Annotated in this window: 20 protein-coding genes and 1 other RNA gene; 8 read left to right on the forward strand and 13 right to left on the reverse strand. The window is 62.7% G+C overall.

All coding sequences use genetic code 11. The annotated features are described in order from the left end of the window. Positions 1 to 40: 40 nt before the first annotated feature. Both FF124_RS16785 and FF124_RS16790 read right to left on the reverse strand, forming a co-directional pair. Positions 41 to 559: a dihydrofolate reductase gene (locus FF124_RS16785; protein WP_425462545.1), complete on the reverse strand. Its 519-nt coding sequence runs from the start codon at positions 557 to 559 to the stop codon at positions 41 to 43. A gap of 25 nt (positions 560 to 584) precedes the next feature. Continuing rightward, the gene (locus FF124_RS16790) at positions 585 to 1,379 is read right to left on the reverse strand and encodes a thymidylate synthase (protein WP_138749637.1); all 795 of its coding nucleotides are present in this window, start codon (positions 1,377 to 1,379) and stop codon (positions 585 to 587) included. Positions 1,380 to 1,477: 98 nt separating this feature from the next. On the opposite strand from FF124_RS16790, the gene ssrA reads away from it, so the two are divergent. The 4 genes from ssrA (at position 1,478) to FF124_RS16810 (ending at position 2,854) form a co-directional block, all read left to right on the forward strand. Beyond that, positions 1,478 to 1,837, forward strand: a transfer-messenger RNA (tmRNA) gene (gene ssrA / locus FF124_RS16795). Between the two features lie 103 nt (positions 1,838 to 1,940). Further along, positions 1,941 to 2,420: an SspB family protein gene (locus FF124_RS16800; protein ID WP_024707937.1), complete on the forward strand. Its 480-nt coding sequence runs from the start codon at positions 1,941 to 1,943 to the stop codon at positions 2,418 to 2,420. Positions 2,421 to 2,426: 6 nt separating this feature from the next. Continuing rightward, on the forward strand, positions 2,427 to 2,645 hold the full coding sequence (locus FF124_RS16805; RefSeq protein WP_138749638.1) for a DUF4169 family protein: 219 nt from the start codon (positions 2,427 to 2,429) through the stop codon (positions 2,643 to 2,645). After that, positions 2,642 to 2,854: a ribbon-helix-helix domain-containing protein gene (locus tag FF124_RS16810; protein ID WP_138749639.1), complete on the forward strand. Its 213-nt coding sequence runs from the start codon at positions 2,642 to 2,644 to the stop codon at positions 2,852 to 2,854. Before FF124_RS16805 ends, FF124_RS16810 begins: the two co-directional genes overlap by 4 nt. A 133-nt stretch (positions 2,855 to 2,987) precedes the next feature. On the opposite strand, the gene FF124_RS16815 is transcribed toward FF124_RS16810, so the two are convergent. Next, the gene (locus FF124_RS16815) at positions 2,988 to 4,514 is read right to left on the reverse strand and encodes a helicase HerA domain-containing protein (RefSeq protein ID WP_138749640.1); all 1,527 of its coding nucleotides are present in this window, start codon (positions 4,512 to 4,514) and stop codon (positions 2,988 to 2,990) included. A gap of 77 nt (positions 4,515 to 4,591) precedes the next feature. Beyond that, positions 4,592 to 5,314, reverse strand: coding sequence for an ArsR/SmtB family transcription factor (locus FF124_RS16820; RefSeq protein WP_425462546.1), 723 nt, complete (start codon positions 5,312 to 5,314; stop codon positions 4,592 to 4,594). A gap of 126 nt (positions 5,315 to 5,440) precedes the next feature. Between FF124_RS16820 and FF124_RS16825 the strand changes: the two genes are divergently transcribed. Beyond that, the gene (locus FF124_RS16825; protein ID WP_138749642.1) at positions 5,441 to 5,650 is read left to right on the forward strand and encodes a DUF1127 domain-containing protein; all 210 of its coding nucleotides are present in this window, start codon (positions 5,441 to 5,443) and stop codon (positions 5,648 to 5,650) included. Here FF124_RS16825 and mntR read toward each other — a convergent pair. Then, on the reverse strand, positions 5,647 to 6,063 hold the full coding sequence (gene mntR / locus FF124_RS16830) for a manganese-binding transcriptional regulator MntR (protein WP_138749643.1): 417 nt from the start codon (positions 6,061 to 6,063) through the stop codon (positions 5,647 to 5,649). The two genes, FF124_RS16825 and mntR, sit on opposite strands and share 4 nt — an antisense overlap. Before the next feature lie 341 nt (positions 6,064 to 6,404). Here mntR and FF124_RS16835 point away from each other — a divergent pair, with 341 nt between their 5' ends. Beyond that, entirely contained in the window at positions 6,405 to 7,718 is a 1,314-nt protein-coding gene (locus tag FF124_RS16835) for an Nramp family divalent metal transporter (protein ID WP_138749644.1), read from the forward strand. A 103-nt stretch (positions 7,719 to 7,821) separates the two neighbouring features. On the opposite strand, the gene murI is transcribed toward FF124_RS16835, so the two are convergent. The 3 genes from murI to FF124_RS16850 all read right to left on the reverse strand — a co-directional run bounded on the left by murI (position 7,822) and on the right by FF124_RS16850 (position 9,938). Next, a complete protein-coding gene (murI, locus tag FF124_RS16840; RefSeq protein WP_138749645.1) occupies positions 7,822 to 8,637 on the reverse strand; it encodes a glutamate racemase in 816 nt (271 codons plus the stop codon). Next, positions 8,630 to 9,424: an RNA methyltransferase gene (locus FF124_RS16845; RefSeq protein WP_138749646.1), complete on the reverse strand. Its 795-nt coding sequence runs from the start codon at positions 9,422 to 9,424 to the stop codon at positions 8,630 to 8,632. Before FF124_RS16845 ends, murI begins: the two co-directional genes overlap by 8 nt. Before the next feature lie 73 nt (positions 9,425 to 9,497). Continuing rightward, on the reverse strand, positions 9,498 to 9,938 hold the full coding sequence (locus FF124_RS16850) for a VOC family protein (RefSeq protein ID WP_138749647.1): 441 nt from the start codon (positions 9,936 to 9,938) through the stop codon (positions 9,498 to 9,500). 351 nt (positions 9,939 to 10,289) lie between these two features. Here FF124_RS16850 and rplM point away from each other — a divergent pair, with 351 nt between their 5' ends. Both rplM and rpsI read left to right on the forward strand, forming a co-directional pair. Continuing rightward, complete coding sequence (rplM, locus tag FF124_RS16855) at positions 10,290 to 10,754, forward strand: 50S ribosomal protein L13 (RefSeq protein WP_138749648.1); 465 nt, start codon at positions 10,290 to 10,292, stop codon at positions 10,752 to 10,754. Continuing rightward, entirely contained in the window at positions 10,754 to 11,233 is a 480-nt protein-coding gene (gene rpsI, locus FF124_RS16860; protein ID WP_138749649.1) for a 30S ribosomal protein S9, read from the forward strand. The genes rplM and rpsI overlap by 1 nt, the downstream gene beginning before the upstream one ends. 74 nt (positions 11,234 to 11,307) lie before the next feature. On the opposite strand, the gene lpxB is transcribed toward rpsI, so the two are convergent. Genes lpxB through lpxD form a run of 5 tightly spaced genes read right to left on the reverse strand, consistent with a single transcriptional unit; the run spans position 11,308 to position 15,722 of the window. After that, positions 11,308 to 12,471 carry a lipid-A-disaccharide synthase gene (gene lpxB, locus FF124_RS16865; protein WP_138749650.1) on the reverse strand — a complete coding sequence of 388 codons (1,164 nt, stop codon included), beginning with the start codon at positions 12,469 to 12,471 and terminating at the stop codon, positions 11,308 to 11,310. Between the two features lie 30 nt (positions 12,472 to 12,501). After that, entirely contained in the window at positions 12,502 to 13,383 is an 882-nt protein-coding gene (locus FF124_RS16870) for an LpxI family protein (protein ID WP_138749651.1), read from the reverse strand. Next, on the reverse strand, positions 13,380 to 14,210 hold the full coding sequence (gene lpxA / locus FF124_RS16875; protein WP_138749652.1) for an acyl-ACP--UDP-N-acetylglucosamine O-acyltransferase: 831 nt from the start codon (positions 14,208 to 14,210) through the stop codon (positions 13,380 to 13,382). Before lpxA ends, FF124_RS16870 begins: the two co-directional genes overlap by 4 nt. Then, positions 14,207 to 14,674, reverse strand: coding sequence for a 3-hydroxyacyl-ACP dehydratase FabZ (gene fabZ / locus FF124_RS16880; RefSeq protein ID WP_187326984.1), 468 nt, complete (start codon positions 14,672 to 14,674; stop codon positions 14,207 to 14,209). Before fabZ ends, lpxA begins: the two co-directional genes overlap by 4 nt. Next, entirely contained in the window at positions 14,667 to 15,722 is a 1,056-nt protein-coding gene (lpxD, locus tag FF124_RS16885) for a UDP-3-O-(3-hydroxymyristoyl)glucosamine N-acyltransferase (protein ID WP_138749653.1), read from the reverse strand. Before lpxD ends, fabZ begins: the two co-directional genes overlap by 8 nt. Between the last annotated feature and the right edge of the window lie 12 nt (positions 15,723 to 15,734).

Consider the following 15,734-nt stretch of genomic DNA (forward strand, 5'->3'; position numbering starts at 1 on the left):
GATCGGTCAACTGTGCGCCGAAATCGCGGTAAATTCCTGTTCATCGGGCTTTGCGGGCATAGACCACATAGCGCGTCGGATAGTCGTCCTTTTCGCCGGCCGGCAGGTTCTCGCTGCTTTCAGGTTGCCAAAGCGCCGGATCGATCACAGGAAAAGTGGTCTGCCCGTCGGCCTCGGTTTCCACATGGGTGATGCGCAAACGGTCGGCGAGCGTCATCGCCTGCCGGTATATCTCGCCACCGCCTTGCACATAGATTTCGTCGAGGCCCTTTTCGGCAGCATCCTTGCGGGCCAGCGCAACAGCCTCTTCAAGGCTCGGCACGACAATGCATCCGGGCGCCAGGAAATCCGGGTTGCGCGAGATGATGATATTCATCCGCCCCGGCAGCGGCTTTCCAATCGACTGATAGGTCTTGCGTCCCATGATCTGGGGCTTGCCCATGGTCAGAGCCTTGAACCGCCGAAAATCCGATCCCAGGTGCCAGGGCATCGCCGCGCCGTTGCCGATCACGCCGTTTTTCGCGACGGCGGCCATGATTACGATTTCGGCAGTCATCAACCCCGCCTCCTCACATGTCTGTCGCTCAAACCGCAATCGGCGCCTTGATCGACGGCGCGGCCTCATAACCCTCGAGGACAAAATCCTCGAAGGTGAAGGCGAACAGATCGTCGACGTCCGGATTGAGCCGCATCACCGGCAGGCGCCCCGGAATGCGGGAAAGCTGCTCGCGCGCCTGCTCAAAGTGGTTGGCGTAAAGATGGGCGTCGCCCAGCGTGTGGACGAAGTCGCCAGGCTTCAGGCCGGTCACCTGCGCCACCATCAGCGTCAGCAGCGCATAGGAGGCGATATTGAAGGGCACGCCGAGGAAGATGTCGGCGGAGCGCTGGTAAAGCTGGCAGGACAGTTTTCCATCGGAAACATAGAACTGGAACAGGCAGTGGCAGGGCGGCAGCGCCATGTTGTCGACCTCTGCCGGGTTCCAGGCGGTGACGATATGGCGACGACTGTCGGGGTTGTTGCGGATGCTCTCGACCACTTTCGCGATCTGGTCGATATGGCCGCCGTCCGGCGTCGGCCAGGAGCGCCACTGCGCGCCGTAGACGGGGCCGAGATCGCCGTTTTCGTCGGCCCATTCGTCCCAGATCGAGACGCCGTTTTCCTTCAGATAGGCAATGTTGGTGTCGCCCTTCAGGAACCACAGCAATTCGTGGATGATGGAGCGCAGATGCAGCTTCTTCGTCGTGAGAACCGGAAAGCCCGCCGCAAGGTCATAGCGCATCTGGTAGCCGAAAACGGAGCGCGTGCCCGTGCCGGTCCGATCCGCCCGGTCGGTTCCGTTTTCAAGCACGTGGCCCAGAAGATCCAGATATTGGCGCATAATGCTCCCTCGTTCGAAGTCGGTTTTCTCTTCTATCGCGACGAAAGGCGCCGCGAAAAGGGCCCGGAGACGCCTTTCCCCGCCTTTTGCGCGCCACCCCCCTTTGCAGAAGCTTTTGAAACACTTATATCAAGCGTGCCGGCTTGACCGGCTATGGTGATAAACGGCGTTGTAATAAGCTCATTGGACCCGGGGGCGGTACCCGGCGCCTCCACCACAAACAGGCGGTTCAGGCCTTTTTGTGATGGGGGCGAAACAGGATCGACAAGAGTGTAAAGAACGACCTTTTACCCGGCATGATACCACCGTTATCGGGTCAAACGAGTAGTTGCAAATGACAACAAAGCTCAGGGTTACGCTGTAGCTGCCTAATGGCGGTTCCAGAAACCCACCTTAAGTCCTTGCGGGTAGCACTGTAAGGCGGGGTCCGGAGGCACCTGGCAACAGAAGCCTCCACCTGAATTTGAACAAAATCCCCTATAAAGATTGCGCATCGGCATCAGGCGACTTAATTGGCTACAGGCAGAGCGCAATCAAACGGCCAAGGGCGGGAAAGACGTGATGGGGCAAGACCATATTCGCTACGACATTCTGGCACAGGACGCACTGCGCGGCATGGTGCGCAAGGTTCTCGCAGAGGTCGCCGCAACAGGCCACCTGCCCGGTGAGCATCACTTCTTTATCACCTTCCTGACCAATGCCCCCGGCGTGCGCATCTCCCAGGCGCTGAAGGAAAAATACGCCCAGCAGATGACCATCGTCATCCAGCACCAGTACTGGGACCTGAAGGTGACCGACAGCCATTTCGAGATCGGCCTGTCCTTCTCCGATGTGCCTGAGCGCCTCGTCATCCCCTTCAACGCCATCGTCGGCTTTTACGATCCGTCGGTGAATTTCGAGCTCGAATTCGATGTCGCCACGCTGGATCTGGAAGACGAAAAGCCGCTCGAGCCGGAAAACGAGGGTGGTGACGATGACGGCCCCGGCGGCGATGACGGCGCTTCGGTCGTCTCCCTCGATGCCTTCCGCAAGAAGCACTGACAGCCGATGTGCGCAGAGATCGTCAATCTCAGGATGAGCCGCAAGCGCGCGGCGCGGCAGAAGGCAGCCGACAACGCTGCTGAAAACCGGGCGATCCACGGCCGCACAAAGGGCGAAAAGAGCCGGGACAGGCTGGAACGCGAGAAGAGCGAACGGCGCTTCGAGCAGGGCCGCATCGAAGGCCTGCCGTCGACGCTCCCTTCGCAAGGGGACAAGGACGTTTGATCCGCAAGCGCTCCGTCAGCCTCCACGGCCACCGCACGAGCTTTTCCCTTGAGGATGCATTCTTCAACGAGATCCGTGACATTGCCGACAGGCGCGATGTCAGCCTTGCCTACCTTCTCAGCGAAATCGACGAACAGCGCCCGCCGGATGTGAACCTCTCCTCCGCCGTGCGCCTGTTCGTGCTGGATGACCTGAAGGCGCGCCTATAGCATCGGGCGAAAAAGTGGGATCCGGTTTTTCGAAAAGAACGATGCGCAGATTCAATAAGTTAGAGCGTCCTTTGTGCGTCCTAAAGGACGCACGGCGCTCTAATCGCCCGATGATCTAAAGTCCTGAAGCGTCCTACTCGGCCGCATCCCGCCTTTCGGCCTCTTCCGCCGGCGCGTCCGGGTTCCCGCCCGCCGTCTGCCGGTCGAGATCGGGGAAGGCGACGATGCGCAGGCCGGCAAGATCGGTATGCAGCACAATCAGCCCCTGCTCCTCGAACCAGTCGAGAAAGCGCCGGGCGCGACGCGCCGAATGCGTGCCATAGGCGCGCGCGATCATGGCGTCCGAGGGGCAGGCATCGCCGGCGATCGCCGCCTTTGCCAGCATCAGGAACACGCCCTGCAGGTCTTCGGTGACATGCGCCAGCAGCGAGACCGCCATCTGCCATTGCTCGCTTTCCACCATCGCCGCGTCCGCGCCCGAACGGGCGATCGCGAGCCGGCGGCGAAATTCGTTCATGGCAAGCGGCGCGCCGGATATTCGTTTCATCCGGCCGCGCATCAAAAAGTCCTGATAAAGCTCTGAATCAGAACGGAAAGCTGATTCCGGAGCGCCGGCGATTTCCGCCAGCGTCATCGCGATCCAGTCGTCCTTCTCCTCATCCGACATGACCGGCGCACGGGGTCCGCGCGCGGGCGTCTCCGGCGCTTCGGCCTCTTCGGAAGACTTCGCCAGAGCGTCCATGATGTCGACGGTCGGGCGCGGACGCGGGGCCACCCGGCGCGGGGTCGAGGCCTGACGGGCCATATCTTCCGGATCCGGCGTGAAGATCAGATCCTCCACATCCTCCGGCTTTTCCGGCAACGGCATCAGCTTCGGGCTGGAGGAGCGCGCGGAGGTTTCCACCGGCCCGATCGTCACCGCCAGAGGACGGCGCGACAACGCCGGGCCAAGCGCGACGAAATTGCCGCGCTTCAGATCGCGAAACTGTTCGGCCTGGCGGCGATCCATGCCGAGAAGATCGGCCGCGCGCGCCATATCGATGTCGAGAAAGGTCCGCCCCATCAGAAAATTCGAGGCTTCCGCAGCGACATTCTTGGCAAGCTTGGCCAGCCGCTGGGTGGCGATGACGCCGGCAAGGCCGCGCTTTCGCCCGCGACACATCAGGTTGGTCATGGCCCCGAGTGAAAGCCGGCGCACCTCCTCGCTCACCTCGCCGCCGGCAGACGGGGCAAACATCTGCGCCTCGTCCACCACGGTCAGCACCGGATACCAGTGGTCGCGGTCGGCATCGAAAAGCGCATTGAGGAAGACGGCGGCGGCGCGCATCTGGTCGTCGATCTCGAGACCTTCCAAAGTCAGCACGCAGGAGACCCGGTGCTGGCGGATGCGGTTGGCGATACCGATCAGCTCGCCCTCGGAGCGCTCGGCATCGACGACGATATGGCCGAACGCGTCCGAAAGAGTGACGAAATCGCCCTCCGGATCGATCACCACCTGCTGCACCCATTTCGCCGACTGCTCCAGGAGCCGGCGCAGGAGGTGGGATTTGCCCGAGCCGGAATTGCCCTGCACCAGAAGACGGGTCGCCAGCAGCTCCTCGATATCGAGTTTGGCCACGTCACCCGCCGATGTCGTTCCCATATCGATATCGACCTGCACTTTTCGCCTTTGCCTTCTGTTCGGTGTTGCGCCCGTTTGTAACAGGTCAGGAGCGCCCGTGCCGAGACCTTGCCGCGTTACCCACAGCTTTCCGGGGTGACGATCTTCAGCGCCTCCGCGGGCAGGCCGAAGGTTTCGACCAGGCCCACCTGTCCGGCGCGCGTCAGGGTCAAGGCGCGACCGTCGCCGGCCGGCCTCAGCCAGTGCCGCTCGCAACAACGTTCAAGCATCGCGGCGCCAAGCCAGCCGCCGATGTGAGGCCGGCGCTCGCTCCAGTCGAGACAGGTCCGACAAAGCGCCCGCCGGCTCTTTCTGGCGGTCGAGAGCGAGATGCCGAACTCCGTCAGAAACGCCTCTCCCCTTTCCGTCACCATGCCGGCATTGCCGTCGAAGACGACCGCGCCGGACCGCACCATCGAATCGGCGATGCCGACCGCGATCGCACCGGCCATGTGGTCGTAGCATGTGCGCGCCACCCTCAGCGCTTCGTCCTTCGGTCCTGTCGGGCGGTATCGCACGGGGCCGATGGCCGAGAGCAGGCTCAGATGTTCCAGCGTTTCGGCAACCTCCGCCGACGCCAGCCGAAAATAGCGATGCCTGCCCTGTTTTTCGACGGTGACCAGCTGCCCATCCACGAGCCTGGAAAGATGATTGCTCGCCGTCTGCGGCGAAACACCCGCGCATTCGGCCAGTTCCCCCGCCGTCAGCGCCTTGCCGCCGAGAAGCGCCGCCAGAATGCTCGCGCGCGAAACATCGCCGATGAGCGCGGCGACGGCGGCGAGCGTATTTCCCGAAACCATGTTTGTCATAGCTCTCAATCTACCACCGCAAACCGCCGCCGTCAGCGTCCGTTACTTCGTTCCCGATCGAAGCATGCGCGAAGGCAGACAGGCTATTGCCTTCGTCTCCAACCGAAGGAAAAGCCCATGCATGAGACCGTGATCGCCAAACCCCGCTCCCTACCGACGAAGATCGCCACAGGCGCCCGCAATCTGGCGAGGCTGATCTTCATCCGCTGGCCGCAGCGCCGCCGGCAACGCCTGCAACTCCTCGAAATGACCGACGAACGGCTGCGGGATATCGGCATCGAGCCGCATCAGGCCCGGCAAGAAGCCAGCCGTCCGTTCTGGAGCTAGCCCTTCTTCAAAAACGCCTCGAAGGCCGCGAGCGTCTCGTCGGAGACATGATGCTCGATGCCTTCGGCGTCGAGCTCGGCAGCCTCTTTGGGAACGCCGACGGCCAGAAGCAGATCGAAAACCAGGGCGTGGCGGATGCGTGCCTTCTCGGCCATGGCCTCGCCGGCCTCCGTCAGAAACACGCCGCGATAGGGCCGCGATGTCGCAAGCCCCTCGCGCTTCAGCCGGGAAACGGCCTTTGCCGCCGTCGGATGGGCAATGCCCATGGCTCTGGCGATATCGACCAGTCGCGCTTCGCCGTGCTCCTCGGTCAGGTCAGCGATCAGTTCGGTATAGTCCTCCAGAAGCGCGGAGGCGCGTTCCGAGCGGGCCTTGGAGAATCGATCCGCCTGATTGTCGGTTCCGTCGCTCATATCCTTCTCCCATGCCCTCCGGGACCAGACTGTCCCGATCGTCCGCCAGAAAAGCCAGTTCCTGTGGCGAAATCAAGCCCGTATACACTTTCAAGCCGCGGCTACACTTTGTCATCAGCAAGCCTAGCGCATCGGCCCGAAAATCGGAATCGATTTTCGGAAAGCACGATGCGTGGATTCAATAGGCTAGAGCGTCCTTTGTGCATCCGAATGGATGCACGGCGCTCTAGCCGGAACCAAAGCCCGGCGAAAGGCTTTGCTCATATAACGCCGATTGACAAAAATGTAGCCTAGGCTATATCTGGAATCATTGTAAAACTCTTTTCTGCGCAAATATTAGAATGTCAGACCCTCAATCCAGACGTCCCTCGCTGAGTGATCGCACCAATACGGCGATCGAACAGGCCATGGCTTCCGGCCGAATCAAGCCGCGCTCGGCGCTGCTCTTCGTCGGTCCGGCCGTCATCGCCTCCATCGCCTATGTCGATCCCGGCAATTACGCGACGAACATCCAGGCGGGCGCCGGCTATGGCTATACGCTGCTGTGGGTCGTGCTGTTCGCCAATCTGATCGCCATGCTGTTCCAGGGCCTGTCCGCCAAGCTCGGCATCGTCACCGGCCGCAATCTGGCGGAAGTCTGTCGCGACGAGTTTTCCAAGCCCGTTGTGATCGCGATGTGGATCGTCAGCGAGATCGCCGCCATGGCGACCGATCTTGCCGAGTTTCTCGGCGGCGCCATCGGCCTTGCGCTGCTGTTCGACATGCCGTTGATGGCGGGCATGGGCGTCACGGCGATTGTGACCTACGGCATCCTGCTGTTCGAACGGCGCGGTTTCCGCCCGATGGAGCTGATCATTGGCGCGCTGATCGGCGTGATCAGCCTCTGCTACATCGTCGAACTGTTCATCGCCCCGATCGCCTGGGGCGAGGCGGCCTTCCACATCGTCAGGCCGGACCTTCCCGACGCCACGGCGCTGGCGATCGCCGTCGGCATCATCGGCGCGACCGTGATGCCGCACGCCGTGTTCCTGCATTCGGGCCTTACCCAGCACCGCATCAGGATCGGCAACGAGGCCGACCGCCGCCGTGTGCTGCGCTTTTCCAACACCGAGGTTGTGCTGGCGCTCGCCGTTGCCGGCGTGGTCAACATGGCGATGGTGATGATGGCGGCAAGCGCCTTCCACAAGGGCCACAGCGAGGTGGCCGAGATCGAGACCGCCTATCACATGCTGACCCCGCTTCTCGGCGGGGCGGCAGCCGGCGCCTTCCTGATTTCGCTGATCGCTTCGGGCATATCGAGCTCGGTGGTCGGCACCATGGCGGGGCAGATGATCATGCAGGGTTTTGTCGGTTTCCGCATTCCCATCTGGCTGCGCCGGCTGATCACCATGGCGCCGGCCTTCATCGTCGTGGCGCTCGGCGTCAATGCGACGGAAGCGCTGGTCGTCAGCCAGATCATCCTGTCGATCGCGCTGCCTGTGCCGATGATCTCATTGGTGATCTTTACCCGCAGCCGCGCGATCATGGGCGAGTATGCCAATGGCCGGCTGATCGGGACGCTGGCGATCCTCGGTTCGCTCGCCGTGCTCTCGCTCAACATCGTGCTGCTGCTGCAGACCTTCGGCGTGCCGATCCCGGGGCTTGCGACCGGCTAGCGCATCGGCCCGAAAATCGGAATCGATTTTCGGAAAGCACGATGCGTAGATTCAATAGGCTAGAGCGTCCTTTGTGCGTCCAAATGGACGCACAAAGGACGCTCTAGCGCACTGCCGCGTCGGCAACCATCAGTCCGAAGCCCTGCATCAGTCGCTTGATCTCCGCTCGGACATCGCTGCTGGTGAAGATCGCGATGTCGCGGTTTGCCCCCTCGATCGCCGCAGACGGCCGCGCGCCCAGAACGCGCCTTGCCTGCAGCGCAATCGCCTCCGCCGGGTTGAGCCAATCGACCGGCCACGGCGCAAGCTTGCGGAAACGGTTGGCAAGGAAGGGATAATGCGTGCAGGCGAGCACGACGATATCGGTGCGCCGGCCGTTCTCTTCCACGAAGCAGGGCGCGATTTCCGCCCACAAGGCCTCGTCCGTCACGTCTCCCCCGCTGATATAGGCCTCGGCCAGCGCCGCCAGATATCTCGAGCCGACCAGCCGGGCATGGCAATGGGCGGCGAAGCTCTCGATCAGCGCGCGGGTGTAATCGCGTTTGACTGTCGCCGGCGTCGCCAGAACCGAGATCAGCCCCGAAGCGGTGCGCTCGGCCGCCGGCTTGATCGCCGGAACCGTGCCGACGAAATCGGTTGCCGGAAACCGGGCACGCAGCGCGCTGCCGGCAAGCGTGAAGGCGGTGTTGCAGGCGATGATGACGCAGGCCGGACGGAATTCGGCGAGCAGGCGCTCGAACAGCGCCAGAAGATGGGTCAGCAGCGCCTCCTCAGGCCAATCGCCATAGGGAAAGGCGGCATTGTCGGCGACATAGACGAAGCGCCGGTCCGGCATCAGCATGCGCGCCTCGCGCAGCACGGTCAGCCCGCCAATGCCGGAATCGAAGACGAGGACCGGAGCTTCGGCGGCCTCAGCCATCGCTGCCCTCGCCGCCGCGCGGGTTCCTGCGGCTGTATCTGTCGAGCGAGGAGATCACCCCGCGCAGAAGGTGGATTTCCTGCATGCTCATGGCGCGCCGGGTGAACACCGAGCGCAGATTGTCGATCATGCGCGGCTTCTTGTCGGCCGGACGGAAATAGCCGCGGGCATCGAGGGCCTCTTCCAGATGGCCGAAAAAGCCGAAGAGATCCTTTTTCGTCGCCGGCGTCTGCTCGACCGCCTGGAACGGCGTCTGGCTCTCGTCCGCCATGCCGGATTTCATCCACTCGTAGGACATCAGCAGCACCGCCTGGGCGATGTTGAGCGAGGCAAAGGCCGGATTGACCGGAAAGGTGACGATCTCGTCCGCCATGCCGACCTCCTCATTGTTGAGGCCCCAGCGTTCGCGGCCGAAGAGAATGCCGGTGCGCTCGCCGCCGCGATGGCGCGTTCGCAGCGTGCGGGCGGCAACGCTCGGTCCCCTCACCGGCTTGAAGCCGTCGCGACTGCGCGCCGTCGTGGCATAGACGAAGTTGAGATCGGAAATCGCATCGGCGAGGCTGTCATGCACGCTCGCGCCGTCGATCACATGGTCGGCCTTGGAGGCGGCGGCGCGGGCCGTGTCGCTCGGCCAGCCGTCGCGCGGGTCGACAAGGCGCAGTTCGGCAAGGCCGAAATTCGCCATGGCGCGGGCCACCATGCCGATGTTCTCGCCCAGCTGCGGGTTTACCAGAATGATCACCGGACCTTCGGCGATGAGCGGGAGCTCGCTGTTCGTGCCTGCCATGGCATCCTTCTTCATTTCGAACGATTGCAGCGGCTTATCGCTCCGCAGGCCAATGAATGCAAGAAAAACGCCGTCAATCCGGCAAGGTCATGCGGCCGTCCGCATCAAGCGGCGAGAACGGATTATACGCGACTTCCCACAAATGCCCTTCCGGATCGGCGAAATAGCCGCTGTAGCCGCCCCAGAACACCGCCTCCCCCGGCTTCACCACCGTCGCGCCGCACTGCGCGGCAAAGGCGATGGTTTCATCGACCGCAGCAGGCGAACCCACATTATAGGCAAGAGCTACGCCGGAAAATGCCGGCCTCTCTTCCGGGATGTCCGAAAGCCCCGCATCATCGGCCAGCGCCCTGCGCCCGAAAAGGCCGAGCACGATGCCATCGAGCCCGAAAAAGCTCACCCCCTCCTGCGAGGCCGAGGACCGTTTCCAGCCGAGCCGCTCATAAAAGGCGGTTGCCGCCGGCAGATCGTCGACGCCGAGTGTGATCATGCTGATCCTGCGCTGAAGGGGCATCCCTAACTCCCGAAAACATCCATTTTGTTCTTTATATGTTCTCACGAATTCAGGCGGCAGGCTACAGGAAATGGAGCCGTCCAAGAGGAATTTTTTCTCCGCTTGACGCAGGGTTGAGGCCCAAACTGGGCAAACACAATACGGTAAAATATTACCTCAATCGCAAGACATTGAAAAATATACAAAATTCATTTATTTAGTCACGCAATAGCGCTTGACGTTCAGCAAAGCGCTCTCTATACAACCGCCAACATATGCGCATCCCGCATCTGTTACCGCTTGGATACGCCAAGCAAAGCAACAAGAAACGTCCGTTCCTCGGGATCGGATTGAATTTGAGAGTATCAGAAAATGGTTACCTTCTCCCAGAAGCCTGAAGAGGTGGTGAAGAAGTGGGTCGTGATCGATGCCGAAGGCCTCGTCCTCGGCCGTCTCGCTTCGCTCGTCGCCATGCGTCTTCGCGGCAAGCATAAAGCCACCTACACCCCGCATGTCGATGATGGCGACAATGTCATCGTCATCAATGCCGAAAAGGTCGCGATGACCGGCAAGAAGTACAATGACAAGATGTACTACTGGCACACCGGTTATCCGGGCGGCATCAAGGAGCGCAATGCGCGCCAGATCATCGAGGGCCGCTTCCCCGAGCGCGTCATCGAGAAGGCTGTCGAGCGCATGATCCCGCGCGGTCCGCTTGGCCGTCGCCAGATGAAGAACCTGCGCGTTTACGCCGGCACCAACCACCCGCATGAAGCCCAGCAGCCCGAAGTCCTCGACGTTGCCAAGCTCAACAAGAAGAATGTAAGGAGCGCTTAATGGCTGACCTGTCCGATCTGAAGGCACTTGGCGACTCCGCCACGACCTCCGAAGCCCCCGCAGCCCCCGTCCACGAACGCAAGGTTGACGATCTCGGCCGCGCCTATGCCACCGGCAAGCGCAAGGACGCCGTCGCCCGCGTATGGGTCAAGGCCGGTACCGGCAAGATCACCGTCAACGGCAAGGACTTCACCGAATATTTCGGTCGTCCGGTCCTGCAGATGATCCTGCAGCAGCCGATCGTCCTGACGTCGCGCGACGGCCAGTTCGATATCGTCGCAACCGTTACCGGCGGCGGTCTTTCCGGCCAGGCGGGCGCCGTGCGCCACGGCATCTCCAAGGCTCTGACCTATTTCGAGCCGGAACTGCGCGGCATCCTGAAGAAGGGTGGTTTCCTCACCCGCGACAGCCGCGTCGTCGAGCGCAAGAAGTACGGTCGCGCGAAAGCCCGCCGTTCGTTCCAGTTCTCCAAGCGCTGATTTCAAAAGCCGCTTGCAATTATCGAAAAGGGCCGCGATCGCGGCCCTTTTTTGTTTTCCGGCTTTTCGGTCGGCTAGAGCCTGTTCTGATCCTTAAGCACCTGAAGCGTTACTTCCGCAGCCCGCCTGCCGGGTGGAACCGCCGTGCGCATCTTCGCAAAGACCTCGTCGAAACCGTCCAGCATCGTTCGCCGCTGCGGCGTGTCGCGGGTCAGAAGCTCCATCCACCGCGCCAGCGCGCCGGCCCGCATCGTGTCGTCGAAATATTCCGGCACCAGCGGCCGGTCGGCTATGAGATTCGGCAGCGAGGCGGACCAAATGGTAATCTTCTTCAGCATGAACCGGCCGATGAAATCCGCCTTGTAGGCCGAAATGACCGGGATGCCGGAAAGCGCCAGTTCCAGCACCACCGTGCCGGAGGCGGCAACGGCCGCATGCGCCGCAGCGAAGGCTTCCCATTTCGCCGCGTCACCGACCACAATCTCCGGCGTTACCGGCCAATCGGCAATGGCGGCGCGCACCAGCGCCTCACGGCGGGTGACCGTCGGCAGCACGAAGCGCGGCATCGCATTGCGCCCGGCATAGATTTTGGCGACATCTCGGAAGACCGGCGCGAGACTGTTGATCTCGCCCGCGCGCGAACCCGGTAAAAGCAGGATGGTCGGCGCCTCCCCCTCTCCCGGCAAGGCAGTGTTGCGACGGGCCGCGAGGACGCCCGGCTCTTCGCTCAGGCGGTGGCCGACAAAGGTGGTGGGCGGCCCGCCGAGCCGCTGCATGGCCTCCGGCTCGAACGGCAGAACCGCCAACACATGATCGACATAGGCCAGCATGTCGCGCGCGCGATATTCCTTCCAGGCCCAGACGCTGGGACAGACATAATTGACCACGGGCAGATCCGGCAGCGCCTTCTTCACCCGTTTGGCCACCCGATGGGTGAAATCCGGACTGTCAATGATGATGAGCACGTCCGGCCGCGCGGCAATCAGCGCGTCCGCCGTCTGGCCAATGCGGCGGATCAGAAGCGGCAGCCTCGCAAGCACCTGGGTAAAGCCCATGATCGACAGGTCGGAATAGTCAAACAGCGACTCCAGTCCCTGGGCGGCGAGCGCATCACCGCCGACGCCGACGAGTTCCACCGGGCCGCCATGCATCGTCTTCAGCGCGGCAACCAGGTCGCCGCCAAGCAGATCGCCGGAAACCTCTCCCGCGATCACGCCGATTTTCAAGCTTCTGGACAAGAGGTTCCCTCCGCTGAATGTACCGCTCGTTCAGAGGACCGGCTTCATTGCCGTGTCCGGCTCCAGCCCCAACAGGAAGAGCCCTGCCCTGTCGGCCTCGGCAATCGCCTCGGCGCGGTCAAGCACCAGCGCCCGCCCGGCCTCCACAGCAATGCCGCCCAGCCCGGCGGCAGCCGCCGCACGCACCGTCTCCGGGCCGATCGACGGCAGGTCGGCGCGCAGATCCTGCTGCGGTTTGCAGAGTTTGACAAGGACGCCGCGACGCTTCTGTGAAATCCGGCCGGCTTCGCGCATGGCCCGCACGCGCTCGAGCATCTGGTCGGTGCCCTCCGCGCCCTCAAGCGCCACCACCCGCCCGCCAAGACTGACGGCCCCCTGCCCGATATCCATGGAGCCGATGACGCGCGCCGCCCGGGCCGCAGCGTCGATATCGGCGCGAGCCTCTCGATCCAGCGCGACAGCGCCGAGCGTGCCCGCCGTCGCCAGAAGATCGCCGGCGATATTCTGCGCGGCGATGATCTCGAAGCCGTGGCGCTCGAACAGGTCGATCACCATGCGCAACACCTTGTCATCGCCGCCGCTGCGCAGTTTTTTCAGGATTGCCGGCAGCGACCAGATCACCCGCGCCGTCGGGCGCAGGCTCGTCAGCTCGGGACGGGAACGCACCCCGCCGGAGAGCACGACCCTGCGGATCCCGCGCTTCTGCAGCGCCGCGACAACCGGCCGAAACCCGCCGAGATCGGCGTCCATATGTTCGAAATCCGACCAGTCATTGCCGCCCTCGCCGCGCAACTGAACGATGAAAGCCGGCGTACCGGCCTCCCGTGCGGCTTCGGCGACATAAAGGGGCAGACGGCCGTTTCCGGCAATGATCGCGACCGGCTCCGCATCGCGGGCCGATATCCCGCTCACGCCTGGCTGCCCCGGCGCCGCGAACCCGGTGTGGTCAGCGCCCGCTCGCTGTCGCGGTCGAGAATGAAATCGACGATCTCGCGGGCAGCCCCCTCAAGCGCATCCGGCCCGCTGCGCAGGGCCCTTGCGTTTTCCACGACGGTGCCTGCGGAAAAGATCGTCTGGTAGGCGCGCCGCACGGCATGGACCTCGCCCTTGCTCATGCCCGCGCGCTGCATGCCGACCACGTTCAGCCCGCCCATTAAGGCCGGATTGTCGACGACCATCGCATAGGGAATGACATCATTGACGACGCCCGCAAGTCCGCCGATGAAAGCCTGACGGCCGATCTGCACGAACTGGTGGATTGCCGCGCCGCCGCTCAGGATCGCCCTGTCGTGCACGGTCGCATGACCGCCGATCATCACATTGTTTGACAGGATCACATGATTGCCGATGCGGCAGTCATGGCCGACATGGGAATTGGCCAGAAACAGATTGTCGTGGCCGACAATGGTTTCGCCGCCGCCATGGGAGGAACCGGTATTGACGGTCACGCCCTCGCGAAAAATGCAATTGGCGCCGATCTCAAGGCGCGTATCGCTGCCATCGTGGCGAATGCTCTGCGGCGCGCCGCCGATGACGGCCATGGGAAAAACCTGGCAGCCATTGCCAAGTCGCGTGATGCCCTCGACCACCGCGTGATGGTGAAGCTTCACATTGTCGCCGAGCACGACATTCGCGCCGACATAGCAGAACGCGCCGATCTCGGCATGCTCACCAATCACGGCTCCGTCCTCGACAACAGCAGTCCTGTCGATCTTCGCGGAGCTGGAAATCCTGGTCATTCTTCGTCCTTGCGCACCATCATGGCGCCGATATCGGCTTCGGCGACGAGCTGGCCGTCGACTAGCGCTTCGCAATGGAACTTCCACACGCGCCGGCGCTGTTTCTGTTTGACGACCTTGAACCGAACCTGGTCGCCCGGAACCACGGGCTTGCGGAAGCGGGCATTGTCGATCGTCATGAAATATACGAGATTGTCGACCTCGTCGGCCTTGCGCGCGCAGATCGCGCCGGCCGTCTGGGCCATTCCCTCGACAAGCAGGACGCCGGGCATGATCGGCATTTCCGGGAAATGACCCTGAAAATGCGGCTCGTTGGCGGTCACGTTCTTGATGCCTATCGCACTGTCATCGCCGTCGATCTCGATAATCCGGTCCACGAGAAGAAAAGGGTAACGGTGCGGCAGGAACTTCATGATCTCCAGAAGATCCATCTTCCCCATCGATGTCTTCGTCTCTTCACTCACCTTGCTTGTCTCCCGATTTGGCGGCGCGTCGGGCGATCTCCGCAACGTCCCGCAGATAGTCCCGGATCGGCCGTGCCGGGTTCCCTCCGATGCGGCCTCCGGCCGGCACTGAGGTCAGCACCCCGCTCTTGGCGGCGATCTGCGCGCCGCTGCCGATCTCAATATGGCCGTTGAGCCCGGCCTGCCCGCCGATCATCACACCGTCGCCGATCCTGGTGCTACCGGCAATGCCGACCTGACTGACGATACCGCAATGCCGGCCGATCTGCACGTTGTGGCCGATCTGCACCAGATTATCGATCTTGGTCCCCTCGCCAATCACGGTATCGTCCATCGCGCCGCGGTCGATCGTGGTATTGGCGCCGATCTCGACGTCGTCCTGGATGATGACCCGGCCCACCTGCGGCAGTTTCACCATGCCCGTCGGCCCCGGCGCATAGCCGAACCCATCCTGGCCAATGCGCGCGCCGGTATGAATGATCACATTATTGCCGATCAGCGCATTGGAGAGCGATGCGTGGGCGCCGAGCGTGACATTGCGGCCGATTTTCACGTCCGCCCCGACGACCGCGCCGCACAAGATACGGCTTCCGGCGCCGATCACGGCGCGCGCGCCGACGACGGCGAAGGGCGCGATCTCCACGCTCTTCTCGATCACGGCGCTATCATCGATGACGGCCTGGGAGGAAATGCCGCTCTGGCGCTGCAAGACCGCCTGCGGCCGCATGGCAGCCGGATAAAGCTGCGCCGCCGCGCGGGCAAAGGCCAGCTGCGGCATATCGGAGACAAGTGTGGCAAGAGAAGCGGGAATGTGCTTCTTCAATTCCGGCGAACAGATCACCGCCGCCGCCTTGCAGCTCTTCAGCTGGTCAATGCTGTTCTTCGAAAGGATATAGCAGATATCATAGGGACCGGCGCGATAGATGGGCGCGACGGATTCGACCATCCGCTCGCCGGCATCCGGGCTCGACAAAACAGATCCGATGCGCGAGGCCAATTCGTCGAGGCGAATCGACTGCCGCGCACCGAAAAACTGGTTCTGATCCATTCAAACTCTCCA

The sequence above is a fragment of the Martelella lutilitoris genome (assembly GCF_005924265.1).
In the GTDB taxonomy this organism is placed as follows: domain Bacteria; phylum Pseudomonadota; class Alphaproteobacteria; order Rhizobiales; family Rhizobiaceae; genus Martelella; species Martelella lutilitoris.